This is a genomic window from Olsenella uli (assembly GCF_016899935.1).
Lineage (GTDB): Bacteria > Actinomycetota > Coriobacteriia > Coriobacteriales > Atopobiaceae > Thermophilibacter > Thermophilibacter uli_B.
The window spans coordinates 36,972-51,697 of the sequence record NZ_JACJJK010000007.1 but is presented as its reverse complement, the minus strand read 5'-3'; the positions used below and the strand labels follow the sequence as shown (position 1 = coordinate 51,697).

The 14,726-nt window shown below is 69.0% G+C and carries 22 protein-coding genes; all 22 read left to right on the top strand.

Annotated features, from left to right (window positions below):
• The first annotated feature begins 55 nt into the window (after positions 1–55).
• The 22 genes from rpsH (at position 56) to H6A07_RS07365 (ending at position 14,713) form a co-directional block, all read left to right on the top strand.
• Positions 56–454 carry a 30S ribosomal protein S8 gene (gene rpsH, locus H6A07_RS07470; RefSeq protein ID WP_204814312.1) on the top strand — a complete coding sequence of 133 codons (399 nt, stop codon included), beginning with the start codon at positions 56–58 and terminating at the stop codon, positions 452–454.
• 28 nt (positions 455–482) lie between these two features.
• Positions 483–1,019: a 50S ribosomal protein L6 gene (gene rplF, locus H6A07_RS07465; RefSeq protein ID WP_204814311.1), complete on the top strand. Its 537-nt coding sequence runs from the start codon at positions 483–485 to the stop codon at positions 1,017–1,019.
• A 59-nt stretch (positions 1,020–1,078) separates the two neighbouring features.
• Positions 1,079–1,447 carry a 50S ribosomal protein L18 gene (gene rplR / locus H6A07_RS07460; RefSeq protein WP_087227325.1) on the top strand — a complete coding sequence of 123 codons (369 nt, stop codon included), beginning with the start codon at positions 1,079–1,081 and terminating at the stop codon, positions 1,445–1,447.
• A 9-nt stretch (positions 1,448–1,456) separates the two neighbouring features.
• Positions 1,457–1,978, top strand: coding sequence for a 30S ribosomal protein S5 (gene rpsE / locus H6A07_RS07455; RefSeq protein WP_204814310.1), 522 nt, complete (start codon positions 1,457–1,459; stop codon positions 1,976–1,978).
• A 2-nt stretch (positions 1,979–1,980) separates the two neighbouring features.
• Complete coding sequence (gene rpmD, locus H6A07_RS07450) at positions 1,981–2,166, top strand: 50S ribosomal protein L30 (RefSeq protein WP_087227327.1); 186 nt, start codon at positions 1,981–1,983, stop codon at positions 2,164–2,166.
• A gap of 9 nt (positions 2,167–2,175) precedes the next feature.
• Positions 2,176–2,625: a 50S ribosomal protein L15 gene (gene rplO, locus H6A07_RS07445; protein ID WP_204814309.1), complete on the top strand. Its 450-nt coding sequence runs from the start codon at positions 2,176–2,178 to the stop codon at positions 2,623–2,625.
• On the top strand, positions 2,619–3,896 hold the full coding sequence (secY, locus tag H6A07_RS07440; RefSeq protein ID WP_204814308.1) for a preprotein translocase subunit SecY: 1,278 nt from the start codon (positions 2,619–2,621) through the stop codon (positions 3,894–3,896). Before rplO ends, secY begins: the two co-directional genes overlap by 7 nt.
• Before the next feature lie 52 nt (positions 3,897–3,948).
• Positions 3,949–4,575, top strand: coding sequence for an adenylate kinase (locus H6A07_RS07435; protein ID WP_204814307.1), 627 nt, complete (start codon positions 3,949–3,951; stop codon positions 4,573–4,575).
• Complete coding sequence (gene map / locus H6A07_RS07430) at positions 4,572–5,363, top strand: type I methionyl aminopeptidase (RefSeq protein ID WP_204814306.1); 792 nt, start codon at positions 4,572–4,574, stop codon at positions 5,361–5,363. Before H6A07_RS07435 ends, map begins: the two co-directional genes overlap by 4 nt.
• A gap of 120 nt (positions 5,364–5,483) precedes the next feature.
• A complete protein-coding gene (gene infA / locus H6A07_RS07425; protein ID WP_072374229.1) occupies positions 5,484–5,702 on the top strand; it encodes a translation initiation factor IF-1 in 219 nt (72 codons plus the stop codon).
• Between the two features lie 85 nt (positions 5,703–5,787).
• Complete coding sequence (gene rpmJ / locus H6A07_RS07420; protein WP_002563183.1) at positions 5,788–5,901, top strand: 50S ribosomal protein L36; 114 nt, start codon at positions 5,788–5,790, stop codon at positions 5,899–5,901.
• A 15-nt stretch (positions 5,902–5,916) separates the two neighbouring features.
• Positions 5,917–6,288 carry a 30S ribosomal protein S13 gene (gene rpsM / locus H6A07_RS07415; protein WP_087227332.1) on the top strand — a complete coding sequence of 124 codons (372 nt, stop codon included), beginning with the start codon at positions 5,917–5,919 and terminating at the stop codon, positions 6,286–6,288.
• A gap of 10 nt (positions 6,289–6,298) precedes the next feature.
• Positions 6,299–6,700: a 30S ribosomal protein S11 gene (gene rpsK / locus H6A07_RS07410; RefSeq protein WP_075279274.1), complete on the top strand. Its 402-nt coding sequence runs from the start codon at positions 6,299–6,301 to the stop codon at positions 6,698–6,700.
• 15 nt (positions 6,701–6,715) lie between these two features.
• Entirely contained in the window at positions 6,716–7,309 is a 594-nt protein-coding gene (gene rpsD, locus H6A07_RS07405; protein WP_204814305.1) for a 30S ribosomal protein S4, read from the top strand.
• 24 nt (positions 7,310–7,333) lie between these two features.
• On the top strand, positions 7,334–8,275 hold the full coding sequence (locus tag H6A07_RS07400; protein ID WP_204814304.1) for a DNA-directed RNA polymerase subunit alpha: 942 nt from the start codon (positions 7,334–7,336) through the stop codon (positions 8,273–8,275).
• Positions 8,276–8,302: 27 nt separating this feature from the next.
• Positions 8,303–8,794: a 50S ribosomal protein L17 gene (gene rplQ, locus H6A07_RS07395; RefSeq protein ID WP_204814303.1), complete on the top strand. Its 492-nt coding sequence runs from the start codon at positions 8,303–8,305 to the stop codon at positions 8,792–8,794.
• Positions 8,795–8,866: 72 nt separating this feature from the next.
• The gene (locus H6A07_RS07390; protein ID WP_204814302.1) at positions 8,867–10,183 is read left to right on the top strand and encodes an ATP-binding cassette domain-containing protein; all 1,317 of its coding nucleotides are present in this window, start codon (positions 8,867–8,869) and stop codon (positions 10,181–10,183) included.
• Positions 10,176–10,934, top strand: coding sequence for an energy-coupling factor transporter transmembrane component T family protein (locus H6A07_RS07385; RefSeq protein WP_204814301.1), 759 nt, complete (start codon positions 10,176–10,178; stop codon positions 10,932–10,934). Before H6A07_RS07390 ends, H6A07_RS07385 begins: the two co-directional genes overlap by 8 nt.
• Before the next feature lie 61 nt (positions 10,935–10,995).
• Positions 10,996–11,790, top strand: coding sequence for a tRNA pseudouridine(38-40) synthase TruA (gene truA, locus H6A07_RS07380; protein WP_204814300.1), 795 nt, complete (start codon positions 10,996–10,998; stop codon positions 11,788–11,790).
• A gap of 32 nt (positions 11,791–11,822) precedes the next feature.
• Positions 11,823–12,719 (top strand): putative manganese transporter, encoded by an 897-nt coding sequence (locus H6A07_RS07375; RefSeq protein ID WP_204814299.1) that lies wholly within the window; start codon positions 11,823–11,825, stop codon positions 12,717–12,719.
• Positions 12,720–12,747: 28 nt separating this feature from the next.
• Positions 12,748–13,527 carry a hypothetical protein gene (locus tag H6A07_RS07370; protein ID WP_204814298.1) on the top strand — a complete coding sequence of 260 codons (780 nt, stop codon included), beginning with the start codon at positions 12,748–12,750 and terminating at the stop codon, positions 13,525–13,527.
• Between the two features lie 118 nt (positions 13,528–13,645).
• Positions 13,646–14,713 (top strand): glycosyltransferase family 2 protein, encoded by a 1,068-nt coding sequence (locus tag H6A07_RS07365; protein WP_204814297.1) that lies wholly within the window; start codon positions 13,646–13,648, stop codon positions 14,711–14,713.
• Positions 14,714–14,726 lie beyond the last annotated feature (13 nt).

Sequence of the window (14,726 nt, the reverse complement as noted above, 5' to 3'; positions counted from 1 at the left end):
ACGGGTGCGGGCGAACCGGGCACTCAGGTTCATCATTACCGAAGGAGAATGATCCATGAAGATCACTGATCCCATTTCCGACATGCTGACGCGCATCCGCAACGCGAACGCAGCCAACAAGGCCGAGGTGTCCATGCCCTCGACCAAGGTGCTCGTCGAGGTTGCGCGCGTCATCTGCGAGGAGGGCTACATCGCGGGCTACGAGGTCGAGGACACCACCCCGCAGAAGACCCTCCACGTCACGCTCAAGTACGGCGCTCGCCACGCCAAGGTGATTCGCGGCATCCGTCGCATCTCCAAGCCCGGCCTGCGCATCTACGCCACCGCGGACAAGCTCCCGCGCGTGCTCGGCGGCCTCGGCACCGCCGTCATCTCCACCTCCAAGGGCATGATGTGCGACCGCGACGCCCGCAAGCTGGGCATCGGCGGCGAGGTCATCGCCTACGTCTGGTAACTCTCGGCAGGAATGAAAGGAGACAGCCGTGTCTCGTATTGGTAAGCAGCCTGTCCAGGTTCCGGCCGGAGTCACTGTGACAGTCAACGGTTCCACCGTCACCGTCAAGGGTGGCAAGGGCGAGCTCACCCGCACCTTCTCTGAGCTCGTCGAGATCAAGGAGGAGGGCGAGGAGCTCCACGTCGTCCGCGTGGACGAGTCCACCGCCTCCAACGCCCAGCAGGGCCTCACCCGCACCCTGCTCCACAACATGGTCGTGGGCGTCTCCGAGGGCTTCGAGAAGAAGCTCGAGCTCACCGGCGTCGGCTACCGTGCCGCGCTCAAGGGCAAGGACCTCGACCTCTCCCTCGGCTACTCCCACCCGGTGCTCTACCCGGCCCCCGACAACATCACCTTCGAGGTGCCCGACAACACCCACATCACCGTCAAGGGCATCTCCAAGGAGCAGGTCGGCCAGGTCGCGGCCGAGATCCGCATGAAGCGCCCGCCCGAGCCGTACAAGGGCAAGGGCATCCACTACGAGGGCGAGCACATCCGCAGGAAGCTCGGCAAGGCCGCCAAGTAGCCTCGAGGCTTACAAAAGACCGTCACCCCGTCAGGTGGCGGCACGTCTAAGGAGAAGGAATGAACAAGCAGCAGGCGAAGAAGGCCGGTCTCAAGCGCCGCGAGCGCCGCGTCCGCGCCAAGATCTTCGGCACCGCTGAGCGTCCGCGCCTCAGCGTGCACCGCACCAACGCAAACATCTACGCTCAGGTCATCGATGACGCCGACGGCAAGACCATCTGCTCTGCCTCGACCCTCGACCCGGAGTTCCGCGCCACGGGCAAGATCGGCTCCAACAAGGAGGCCGCCGAGTTCGTGGGCGAGCTCGTGGGCAAGCGCGCCGTCGAGAAGGGCGTCACCGAGGTCACCTTCGACCGCGGTGGTCGCATCTATCACGGCCGTGTCAAGGCTCTGGCAGACGGTGCCCGTAACGCGGGCCTGAAGTTCTAGGAGGATTCAATGGCACGAGATCGCAAGCGCCAGCAGGACACGGATCTTCAGGAGCGCGTCGTCTTCATCCACCGCGTCTCCAAGACCGTCAAGGGCGGCCGTCGCATGTCCCTCGTCGCGCTCGTCGTCGTGGGTGACGGCAAGGGCAACGTGGGCCTCGGCATGGGCAAGTCCGCCGAGGTGCCCCTGGCCATTTCCAAGGGCGTCGAGGACGCCAAGAAGAACATGTTCCACGTCCCCGTCACCGAGGCGGGCACCATCCCGCACACGGTCGAGGGCCACTACGGCGCCGGCCACGTGCTGATCAAGCCGGCCATCGAGGGTACCGGCGTCATCGCCGGCGGCCCCGTCCGCCCGCTCTTCGAGCTCGCTGGCATCACCAACGTGCTCTCTAAGTCCCTCGGCACCAACAACGCCATGAACATCATCAAGGCCGCCGCCGAGGGCCTCAAGGAGCTCTCCAGCCCCGCTCAGACCGCCGAGCGCCGCGGCATCACGGTCAGCGAGATGTTCGCCGGGAAGGAGAACTAACGATGGCTCAGTCCCTCAAGATCAAGCTCGTCCGCAGCGCCGTGGCCTCCGTCAAGAAGGATCAGACGGCCACCTGCCGCGCCCTCGGTCTCCGCAAGATCGGCGACGTCGTGGAGCAGCCGGACAACCCGAGCATCCGTGGAATGATCTTCAAGGTCAAGCACCTTGTCGTCGTGGAAGAGAACTAGGAGTCACTCATGCAGCTCAACGATCTGCGTCCCGCTGAGGGCTCGCGCAAGAACCGCAAGCGCATCGGACGCGGCAACTCGTCCGGTCACGGCACCACCGCCGGCCGAGGCACCAAGGGCCAGCTCTCCCGCTCCGGCGGCGGCAAGGGCAAGGGCTTCGAGGGCGGCCAGCAGCCGCTCGCGATGCGCCTCCCCAAGCTCCCCGGCTTTAAGAACCACAACCGCGTGGAGTACGCCCCGGTGAACGTCGCCCGTCTCGACGCGCTGTTCGCCGACGGCGAGACCGTCGACGCCGATTCCCTGGTTGCCAAGGGCGTCATCAAGTACAACTATGTTCCCGTGAAGGTCCTCGGCGACGGCGAGCTCACCAAGAAGCTGACCGTCAAGGTGGACAAGGTCTCCGCCTCTGCCCAGGCCAAGATCGAGGCGGCCGGAGGAAAGGTCGAGCAGGCGTGCTAAAGGGAATCGCCAACGCGTTTCGCGTTCCGGAACTCAGGCAGAAGCTGCTCCTGACGGCGGCCATTCTGCTGCTGTATCGCTTCGGTGCCTATCTGCCCGTTCCGGGCGCGCCGTTCCAGGATCTGCTCGGCGCCTACCAGGCCGGCCTCTCCTCGAGCGGCGCCATGGCGGTGCTCAACCTGTTCTCGGGCGGAGCACTCTCCCGCATGTCGGTGTTCAGCCTCGGAATCATGCCCTACATCACGGCGCAGATCATTCTGCAGCTGCTGCAGGCCGTGATTCCGTCCCTCGGCGAGCTCGCCAAGGAGGGCGAGGCCGGCCAGCGCAGGATCACGCAGTACACGCGCTACCTGACGATCGGCCTCGCCCTGCTCAACGCCATCGGCTACCTGTTCCTGTTCCGCAGCTACGGCGTGAGCCTCGCTGACGCCGGCGCCCCCGAGGCCCTTCTCGACGTCATGGTCGTCTTCACGATGGTCGTCGGCGCGATGATCATCATGTGGCTCGGCGAGATCATCACGCAGCGCGGCGTCGGCAACGGCATGTCGCTCATCATCTTCGCGAACATCATGTCGGGCCTGCCCACGTCACTCATCTCCTCGGTCACGGGGACGGGAAACGTCGTGCTCACCGTGGTGACCCTGCTGGTCATCCTGGCGATCATCCCGATCATCGTCTTCGTGGAGCGCGGCCAGCGCCGCATCCCCATCCAGTACGCCAAGCGCGTCGTGGGCCGTCGCATGATGGGCGGCCAGGCCACCTACCTGCCGATCAAGGTCAACACGGCCGGCGTCGTCCCGATCATCTTCGCCTCGGCGATCCTGTACCTGCCGGCGCAGCTGGCGGTCTTCTTCCCCGGCGTTGACTGGGTCCAGGGCTTTGCCAACGCGCTCTCCTCGGGCTGGATCAACTGGGTGCTCTCGGTGGTGCTGATCGTCGCCTTTGCGTACTTCTACTCATCGATGGTCTTCAACCCCACCGAGACGGCGGACCAGCTGCGCAAGCAGGGCGGCTTCATCCCGGGCGTCCGTCCGGGCGCCGCCACCGCCGCCTACATCAAGAGCGCCATCGACCACGTGACGCTGCCGGGCGCGCTGTTCATGGCCGTCCTCGCCGTGGTCCCCACGATCATCTTCTGGTTCACGGGCAACTCGCTCATCCAGGCGTTTGGCGGCACGTCGGTCCTGATCATGGTCGGCGTCGCCATGGACACGCTCTCCTCCATCGAGAGCCAGCTCAAGATGCACAACTACGACGGGTTCTTCAAGTAGGGCCCGTCGTCGGCACGGTCAGGTCAGCAAGCTAGGAAAGGCGGTCCGCATCATGAACATCGTTCTTCTCGGCGCCCCCGGAGCGGGCAAGGGAACCCAGGCACAGAAGCTCGTGGCTGAGTACGGCCTGGCCCACATCTCCACCGGCGACCTCCTGCGTGCCGCCATCAAGGAGGGCTCCAAGCTCGGCAAGAAGGCCAAGGGCTACATGGACGAGGGCAAGCTCGTCCCCGACGACCTGGTCATCGACCTGGTCAAGGAGCGCCTCGAGGCCGACGACGCCCAGAAGGGCTTCATCCTCGACGGCTTCCCGCGCAACACCGCGCAGGCTGTGACGCTCGACTCCGAGCTTGCCGCCATGGGCCGCACCCTCGACGCGGCGCTGCTCGTCTCCGTGGAGCCCGACGTCATCGTCGAGCGCCTGAGCTCGCGTCGCACCTGCCGCTCCTGCGGCTACACCGCCCCTGCCGGCGTGGACGTCTGCCCGCGCTGCGGCGGCGAGATGTATCAGCGCGACGACGACAAGCCCGAGACGATCCAGCACCGCCTCGACGTCTACCAGTCCCAGACCGCCCCGCTCGTCGAGTACTACCGGGGCCACTCGATTCTCAAGGAGGTTGACGGGGACCGTCCGGTCGACGAGGTCTATGCCGACGTCAAGGTCCTTCTCGGTCTATGATCAAGATCAAGACACCTGAGCAGATCGAGCAGATGAAGGCCGCCGGGGCTCTGTCCAAGGCGGCCCTTCGTCGTGCCGGCAGCCTGGTGAGGCCCGGCGTCACCACCATGGAGATCGACCAGGTGGTGGAGGGCTTCATCAGGCTCCACGGCGCCGTTCCCACCTTCAAGGGGTACGGCGGCTTCCCCGGCAGCGTCTGCTCGTCCGTGAACGAGCAGATCGTCCACGGCATCCCCTCCAAGGGTGTCGTCCTCCAGGAGGGCGACATCGTCTCCATCGACACCGGCGCCACCTACCAGGGCTGGGTCGGCGACAACGCCTGGACCTTCTACGTCGGCACCCCCTGCGAGGAGTGGCGCGCGCTGTGCGAGGTCACCCGCGACTGCCTGAAGGCGGCCATCGAGCAGGCCGTGCCGGGCAACCACCTCGGTGACATCGGCGCGGCGGTCCAGGAGCTCGCCGAGTCCCACGGCTACGGCGTGGTCCGTGACTACGTGGGTCACGGCGTCGGGCGCGTGATGCACGAGGAGCCCGAGGTCCGCAACTACGGCAAGCGCGGCCGGGGCGTCAAGCTGCAGGCTGGCATGGTCATCGCCATCGAGCCGATGATCACGCTCGGGACCTACCGCTGCCACACGCTGCCCAACGCGTGGACGGTCGTAACCGACGACGGCTTGCCCGCCGCGCACTACGAGAACACCGTCGCCGTCACCGAGGACGGCCCGGTCATTCTCACCCAGGACGAGAAGGGCCCGTGGTGCCCCATGCAGGGCGGCACGGACGAGTAACGGGGGTCCCGCAACGGGGTCTCTTGTGTGCGTCTCATGCAGCGCCGACGGCGCCGTGTGGAACGCTCATGGATTTTAGGTATGATGTTAGGTCGCTGTCGGAGTGGAGAGGGCGAGGATTTGAGCAAGCAGGACGCAATCGAGCTGGAGGGCAAGGTCGTCGAGCCCCTGCCCAACGCCATGTTCAACGTTGAGCTCGAGAACGGTAAGACCATTCTCTGCACCATCTCGGGAAAGATTCGGATGAACTACATCCGCATCCTCCCGGGCGACCGGGTCGTCGTGGAGATCTCTCCCTACGACCTCACGAGGGGGCGCATCACCTACCGCTACAAGTAGGCGCGCCCGCTCTTCAGCTGTGGATATTCACGCCAGCGGCTGGGCGAGGAGATAGTTCGTATCAGCACTACCGGAAGGAAGACGCATGAAGGTACGTCCTTCGGTCAAGAAGATGTGCGACAAGTGCAAGGTCATTCGTCGCCATGGCAAGGTTTACGTCATCTGCGAGAACCCGCGCCACAAGCAGCGTCAGGGCTAAGGAAGGAGCTCCAAGTTGGCCCGTATCAACGGCGTCGACCTGCCGCGTGACAAGCGCGTCGAGGTCGGACTCACCTACATCTTCGGCATCGGCCAGACCCGCGCCACCAAGATTTGCGCGGAGACCGGTGTCAACCCCGATACCCGCGTGAAGGACCTGACGGAGGACGAGGTCACCAAGATCCGTGACTTCATCGACGCCAACTACACCACCGAGGGTGACCTTCGCCGCGAGGTTCGTCAGAACACCGCCCGTCTGATGGAGATCGGCTGCTACCGCGGCCTCCGTCACCGCAAGGGCCTTCCTGTCCACGGTCAGCGCACCCACACCAACGCTCGCACCCGCAAGGGCAAGAAGCGTCAGATCGGTGCCAAGAAGAGGGGCTAGGGAGTAGACAATGCCGCAGAAGAAGAACCAGCGCACCACCCGCGTGCGCCGCTCCGAGCGCAAGAACATCGCCGTGGGCCAGGCCCACATCAAGAGCACGTTCAACAACACGATCGTCTCGATCACCGATCCCCAGGGCAACGTGATCTCCTGGCAGTCCGGCGGCACCGTCGGCTTCAAGGGCTCCCGTAAGTCCACGCCGTTCGCCGCGCAGCTCGCCGCCGAGGCCGCCGCGAAGGCGGCCATGGAGCACGGCCTGCACAAGGTCGCCGTGTTCGTCAAGGGCCCCGGCTCCGGCCGCGAGACCGCCATCCGCTCCCTGCAGGCCGCCGGCCTCGAGGTGTCGGGCATCCAGGACAAGACCCCCATCGCGCACAACGGTTGCCGTCTGAGCAAGCGTCGCCGCGTGTAGCTAGGAGGAATATCAATGGCTATCGATAGGACCCCGGTCCTCAAGAGGTGCCGTCAGCTCGGCATCGACCCCGTCGTGATGGGCATCAACAAGACCTCCAACCGCGAGCCCAAGCGCCGTCGCCGCCAGGAGAGCGAGTACGGCATCCAGCTCCGCGAGAAGCAGAAGGCCAAGTTCATCTACGGCGTGCTCGAGAAGCAGTTCCGTCACTACTACGTCCTCGCCATGAAGCGCGAGGGCATCACCGGTGACAACCTGATGAGCCTGCTCGAGTGCCGCCTCGACAACGTGGTCTTCCGTCTGGGCTTTGCCCGCACCCGCAAGGAGGCCCGTCAGACCGTCCGTCACGGCCACATCACCGTGAACGGCAAGCGCGTCGACATCCCCTCCTACCAGGTCAAGGCCGGCGACGTCGTCGCCGTCGCCGAGAAGGCCCGCGACCTGCTCCCCATCAAGGAGGCCCTCATCTCCTCCGAGCACATGGCCGTCCCCGCCTGGCTCGAGGTTGACATCGAGAAGCTCAAGGGCACCGTCCTCCAGCTCCCCACGCGCGATCAGATCGACCTCGACATCGACGCGCAGCTGATCGTCGAGCTCTACTCCAAGTAGGCCCGACCAGATTTGGAGGTAGCAATGTCCGAATTCATCCGACCCCAGGTGTCGGTCGAGGAGATCAACGAGAACCTCGCCCGCGTGAGCGCCGAGCCGCTCGAGCGTGGCTATGGTGACACGCTCGGCAACTCCCTGCGCCGCGTGCTCCTGTCGTCGCTCTCCGGCGCTGCCGTCGAGGCCATCCAGATCGATGGCATCCAGCACGAGTTCACCACCGTCGAGGGCGTCTACGAGGACGTCACCGACATCGTGCTGAACGTCAAGGGCCTGGTCTTCCGCTCCATGGGCACCGGCGACGAGGCCGAGGCCTCCATCTCCATCGACGGTCCCGCCACGGTCACCGGCGGCGACTTCGACGTTCCCGCCGAGTTCGAGCTCGTCAACCCCGAGCACGTCATCTGCACCCTCGGCGCGGGCGCGCACCTCACCATGCGCATGCGCATCGGCGTGGGCCGCGGCTACGTCTCCGGCGAGGACAACGAGCGCGAGAACGACCCGATCGGCATCATCCACGTCGACTCGCTCTACTCGCCCGTGCGCCGCTGCGCCAAGGCCGTCGAGGCCTGCCGCGTCGGCCGTCACACCGACTACGACCGTCTCGTGCTCGAGGTGGAGACCAACGGCTCCATCTCCCCGCGCGACGCCGTGGTCGAGGCGGCCAACATCATCAACCAGCACATGACCGCGTTCATGTGCCTGGCCGAGGAGGACGAGCCCGTCGAGGACGCCTCCATCTTCGCGACCGGGGCCGTCGAGGACAACGTCGAGCTCGACAAGCAGATCGAGGACCTGGACCTCTCCGTCCGCTCCTACAACTGCCTCAAGCGCGCCGGTATCCACTCCGTGCGCCAGCTCGTGGAGTTCTCCGAGAACGACCTTCTCAACATCAGAAACTTTGGCGTCAAGTCCATCGAGGAAGTCAAGGACAAGCTCGAGACCATGGGCCTGTCTCTCAAGGCCTAGGCGCGCCGGATTTAGGAGAAGCGACAAATGCGACACAACAAGAAGAAGGGCATGAAGCTCGGCACCGACGCCAGCCACACCAAGGCCATCAAGAAGAGCCTGGTCCGCGCCCTGTTTGAGAACGACCGCATCAAGACGATCGACGTGCGCGCCAAGGCCATCCGCGGCGACGTCGACCGCGTGATCACGTGGGCCAAGAAGGGCGACATCGCGAGCCGTCGTCACGCCATCGCCGCCGTGGGCGACAAGGACCTCGTCCGCGAGGTCTTCGAGAAGGCCGCCCAGGGCATGTGGGCCGACCGCAACGGCGGCTACACCCGCATCATGAAGCTCGGCCCCCGCAAGGGCGACGGCGCCGAGATCGTCATCATGGAGCTCGTGACCGAGCCCGTGAAGGCCAAGGCCAAGAAGGCCGCCCCCGCCGCCAAGGTGACCAAGGTCGAGGAGGCCCCCGTCGAGGAGCCCAAGGCCGAGGAGACCGAGGCCGTCGAGGAGACCACCGAGGAGAGCGCCGAGTAGCCCAGACGGGAACGGCGTGTGCAGGGGCCCCGGCCGCGTGCCGGGGCCCCTTTCGTATGAGGGGAGGCAGACGTGATCGAGCTCAGGGACGTGAGCTTCTCGTATGACGGCTTGACGCCCGCGCTCGACCACGTCTCGCTGACGGTGGGGCCCGGCGAGCGCGTGGCGCTCCTGGGTCCCAACGGCTCGGGGAAGTCCACGCTCGGGCGCCTGGCCAACGGGTCGCTCGTCCCGGACGCGGGCGAGGTGCTCGTGGACGGGGAGCGCGAAGGTCTGGCGCGCCTCGTCGGCTACGTGCGACAGGACCCCCGTAACCAGATCGTGAGCGCGGTCGTCTCCGACGAGGTGGCCTTTGGCCCGCGCAACCTCGGCCTGCCGCGCGAGGAGGTCCTCGATCGCGTCGACGAGGCGCTTTCGGCCTGCGGGATCGAGGGGCTGCGCGATCGGGTGACCTCCGAGCTCTCCGGCGGCCAGCAGCAGCTCGTGGCGATCGCCGGCGTCCTGGCGATGCACCCGCGCTACCTGGTGCTCGACGAGGCGACCTCGATGCTCGACCGCAAGACGCGGGCGCGCGTGGCGCGCATCGTGGAGGAGGCGGCCGCCCGGGGGGTCGGCGTGCTGGAGATCACGCATCGGCCGCTCGCCGCGCCCGACCGCGCGGTGAGGCTGGAGGGCGGTCGCCTCGTGGCGACGTCCAGCGGCCTCGAGGTCCCGGCGTGTCCGCCGCGCCCGCGCACGCCCGTCGACGGCAACGTGCTCAGCGGGTCCGGACTGACGGTTTCGTATGGCGACGTCGCCGCCCTGACGGACGTCTCGCTGGAGGCGTGGGGCGTGACGCTGCTCACGGGCCCCTCCGGCGCGGGCAAGACCACGCTCGCGCGCGTGCTGACGGGCGTCCTCGCGCCCGACGCCGGCGAGGCGACGCTCTCGGGGCGTCCTGTCCGCGCCGGCGATGTGGGGCTCGCCTTCCAGCGCTCCGAGGACCAGCTCTTCTGCGAGACGGTCCTCGACGACATCGCGTACGGCCCGCGCGCCCGGGGCCTCTCGGAGGAGGGGGCGCTCGCGGCCGCGCGCGAGGCGGCGGCGAGCCTGGGGATAGGCGAGGACCTGCTCGACCGGTCTCCCTTCGAGCTCTCCGGCGGCCAGATGCGCCGCGTGGCGCTCGCCGGCGTGGTCGCGGGGCGGCCGGGGGCCTACGTGCTCGACGAGCCCACGGCAGGGCTGGACGCGCGCGGCATAGCCGACCTGCGGAGGCTCGTCTGCGACCTCGCGAACGATGGGGCGAGCGTCGTAATCATTACGCACGACCCGGAGGAGTGGCTCCCGTGCGCGAACGCGGTCGTCCGCCTCGAGGGCGGCCGGGTCGAGGGGGCGGGCGCCCATGCGTAGGGCATGCGTGCCGGGCGCGTACGCGCCGGGCGACACCGTGGCGCACCGGCTCGACCCCCGCGCCAAGCTCGTGCTGCTCCTCGTCGCCACGGTCGCCGCCTTCGCGGCGGGGGCGCCCTGGGGGCTGGCGCTCGCGGCGGCCGGGCTCGTCGTCGCCCTGGTCGCGAGCCGGACCTCGCCGGCAACGGTCCTGCTCGGCCTGCGTCCCGCCGCCGTCATCCTGGGCGTCTCTGTGCTCTCCAACGCGCTCGTGCTGACGGGCGGCCCGGGCTTCTCGCTTGAGGGCCTGGCGAGAAGCGCCGCCGTGGTGTGCCGGATCGCGCTCGTCGTGGGCTTTGCGCTGTCCTTCTCGTCCACCACGCGTCCGCCCGCGATTGCCGACGCGCTGGCCTCCCTCATGGGGCCGCTGCGGCGCCTGGGGGTCCCGGTGGGCGCCCTGGCGATGTCCTCCTCCATCGCCCTGCGCTTCATCCCGCTCGCCGTCGAGGAGGTGGACCGCATCCGGTGCGCCCAGCGTGCTCGGGGAGCGCGCCTCGACGAGGGAGGGCTCCTGGCGCGCCTGCGCGGCTGGGGGCAGGTCCTGGTGCCGCTCGTGGCGAGCCTTCTGCGCCGCGCGGACGAGCTGGCCTCGGCGATGGTCGACCGCTGCTACACCGGCGAGCAGACCGCGCTCCTGGGCCCGCTCGCGGGGCGGGACCGGGCCGCGCTCGCCCTCGGCGCGCTGTGGGCCGCGGCGACGGTCGTGCTCTGACGCGGTCGCGTGCGGCCCCGTCCCCGTCACGTGATACGCTAGGCGCGTCGAAGGGAGAGAGATGGACGAAGGCGGAACGCTCGTCATACGCCTTGGCTACCGGGGGGCGGGCTTTTCCGGCTTCGCCGAGCAGCCGGGCGTGCGCACCGTGGCCGGCGAGCTGCGCCGCGCGCTGGAGACCACGCTGCGGCGGCCCTGCGAGCTCACGTGCGCCGGACGCACCGACGCCGGCGTGCACGCGATCGCCCAGTACGTGAGCCTGCCCGTGGGCGAGGACGAGCTCTCCCTCCCGGGGAGCCGGCTCATGCGCAGTCTCTGCGCCCTCACGCCCGACGACCTCTCCGTCCAGGCGCTCCTTCGCGCGCCTGCGGGCTTCTCGGCGCGCTTTGACGCGCTGAGCCGCAGCTACCGCTACCGCATCGCCGCGTCCCAGGCGCGCCCCGTGCTCACGTGGGGCCACAGCTGGTGGTATCGCGGCGAGCTGGACGCGGACGCGATGGCCGAGGCGGCGCGCCCGCTCCTGGGCGAGCACGACTTCAAGAGCTTCTGCAAGGCGAGCTCCGCCGAGGGCAAGCCGACCTGCCGCTTCGTCGCGGCCCTCGACGTGGCGCGCGTGACGGAGGCGGGCGAGGAGCTCGTGGTCGTGGACGTTACGGGCAACGCGTTCCTGCACAACATGGTCCGCACGATCGTGGGGTCGCTCGTCGAGGTGGGGCGGGGCCATCGCCCGGTCGGCTGGCTCGCGGACGTCCTCGCCGCGCGGGACCGGAGGGCGGCCGGGCCCTGCGCCCCCGCGAAAGGCCTCACCTTCGTCGGGGTAGAATACCCTGAGCTAACTCTTTCGCCCTGGGAGTGACCCTCCCGGCGGTCCCGCTTGGGAGGCAAACCGTGGACTTTCTCCTGCACGTCCTCGAGCACAGCGTCCTCGACACGCTGCCGCTCGTCCCGCTGCTCTTTGTGACCTACCTCGCCATGGAGGCGATCGAGCACACCGCGAGCGCCCACGTGCGCGCGGTCGTGGAGCGCTCGGGCGCGGCCGGCCCGGTCGTGGGCGCCCTGCTGGGCGCGCTGCCCCAGTGCGGCTTCTCCGCCATGGCGGCGACCCTCTACGCCGGGCGCGTGGTCACGGTCGGCACGCTCGTCGCGGTGGTGCTCTCCACCTCGGACGAGATGGTGCCCGTGTTCCTGGCCCACCAGGAGCCGCTGGGGCGCCTCTTCGCGATCATGGGGGTCAAGGTGCTCGTGGGCCTCGCGGTGGGCCTCGTCGTGGACGCGCTGCTGCGCGCCTGGCACCGCGCCGGCGACGGCCACGTGCACATCCACGAGCTGTGCGAGCGCGAGCACTGCCACTGCGACGACGACCACGGCCACGACCACGCCCACGGCCGCTGGGCGATCGTTCGCTCCGCGCTGGTCCACACCGTCCAGGTGACCCTGTTCATCCTCGCGGTGACCTTCGTCTTTGGCCTCGCGATCGAGTACGTGGGCCAGGACGCCCTCGGCGCCCTTCTCGCCAACCACCCGGTCCGGGCGACCTTCCTCGCGGCGCTCGTGGGGCTGATCCCCAACTGCGGCGCGAGCGTCGCGATCACGGAGCTCTACCTCGACGGCGTGCTGGCTACGGGCCCGATGCTCGCGGGGCTGCTCGCCTCCGGCGGCGTGGGCCTGCTCGTGCTCTGGCGCACCAACGCCGACGCGCGGCAGAACGCCCTCGTGACCGCGTTCGTGTACGTCGTCGCCGTCGCGACGGGGCTGCTCGTGGGCGCGTCGGGTATGCTGGTGTAGGACGGTCTGGCGAGAAGGGCGGTGCGTCATGGCAAGAAAGCGCGAGAGGTTCGAGCGGACCGACGTTCCCGAGCCCAGTCCCCGGCGCAACCTGGTCGGCGGCATCGTGGCCGCGGCGGCGCTCGTGGCGACGGCCGTGATCGTCATGCTCGCCTGGAACCGCGCGAGCCTGGAGAGCCGCATGGGGGACGCCTCACTCTCCGGCGCGCTCTCCTCGCAGGGGGCCGCGGCGGGCCCCGCCGAGGGCTACGTGGACACCGGCAACGAGATCCACAGCACGCTGCTGCTCACCTCGGACAGCCTCGACGCGGGCGGCTCCCTCACGGACGCGCGCATCCTCTCCGTCAACGCCACGGCGGGGACCGCGACCCTCGTGAGCCTGCCGACGGACCTCGCCCTCACGGTCGACGACCAGCCGACGACGCTCGCCGAGCTCTTCTCGTCCGAGGGCTACGCCGCCTGCGTCGTCCCGCTCGGGAGCGCGGCGGGGATCGACTTTGACAACGTCGTCCTGGCGACCGGCGACGTCCTGGAGGAGGCCGCCCAGCTCGCGGGGTCGGGGACGGAGAACCTCGTGCGCTCGGCGTCGGGGTTCCTCTCCCGGATCAGGACCAACATGGACGCGCCGGGGCTGCTCTCCTTTGCCGAGACGCTGTCCTCGATCGGGGTCGCCAACCTCGTCCCCGCAGACGCCCCGCTCACGGCCGAGACCACGACCGACGAGGCCGGCACCGTGACGGAGACCGGGCGCCAGGTGCTCGACCAGACGCAGCTCGGCGTCACCATCGGCCGCTTTGCGGCGGCGTAGCTTACCCGCACCTTCCACAACTCTGTCGTTTTTCTGCAGGGACGGCGGGCCCGCCGGGCGCTGATACCCTAGAGGGAGTGTCCCCGGGACGTCCCCGGTCGGGCGAGAGGATGCGGAGATGGCGCGCGGCACAACCAGAGGGCCTGTCGTCTCGGTGCTCATGGCGGTCCATGACGCCGAGGGGTCCGTGCGCCGCGTCGTGGAGAGCGTCCAGAACCAGTCCCTGCGCGAGCTCGAGCTCGTGGTGGTTGACGCCGGTTCGCAGGACGGGACCGTCCGGATCCTGGAGGGCGTCGCGGAGCGCGACCTGCGCGTGGAGGTCGTCCGCGCCGACGCCTGTTCGCGCGGGACGGCCCTCGACCTCGCCCTCGAGCGCGCCTCGGGCACCTACCTCACCGTCATGGACGCCGACGCCTACGCCCGCCCGAACATGCTCGCCGACCTCGTGGGCCTCGCCGGGGAGCGCTCGCTCGAGCTTGCGGTCGGCGGGCTGGAGCTCTGCCTGGTCGGCGCGGGCGGCCGCGCGACGGAGGTCGAGCTCGCCTCCGAGGCGACCGTCTTTCCCACGCAGCACGACCTGCGGACCAACGCCTGGAAGCTCCTCTCCTCGGGCCAGCTCCTGCCGGCGGCGGGCAAGCTCTTCTCGCTGGCGCGCGTGCGCGAGCTGGGCCTGGGCTTTGCCGCCGACGGGCTTTACGACCACCGCTTCGTGCTCGGCTACCTCGCGGACGTCGAGCGCGCGGGCGTCCTCGGGGGCGTCTGCTGCCGCGTCGAGCGCGCCGTGGCGCCCCAGGAGCGCAGGCTCGGGCGGGCCGAGGGCTACCAGCTGCTGGAGCGCGAGCACGCGGCGCTTCTCGACCTCTACCGGCACTGGGGTCTCGAGGGGGACGCCGCCAGCATGGAGGCGCTCCAGAGCCGCTACATGGAGCAGCTCGTGGCCTGCGTGGAGGAGACGTGCGCGAGCGGGCTGCCCGCCGCCGAGCAGCGGCGTGCGGTGGCGGCGATGATCGGGACCGACCAGGCGCGCCTCGCGGCCTCCGTGGCGCGGCCCGCGAGCAGCGCGGCGCGCTCGATGCTCGCCCCGGTGCGCGGCGGCAACGTCCGCCTGGCCTGCGCGCAGGCGCGGCTCCTCTCGCTGCTCGGGCGCGGCAGCGCGGCCTGGGCCATGCCGGACGCCTACGTCTGAGGGCGCGCCCGCG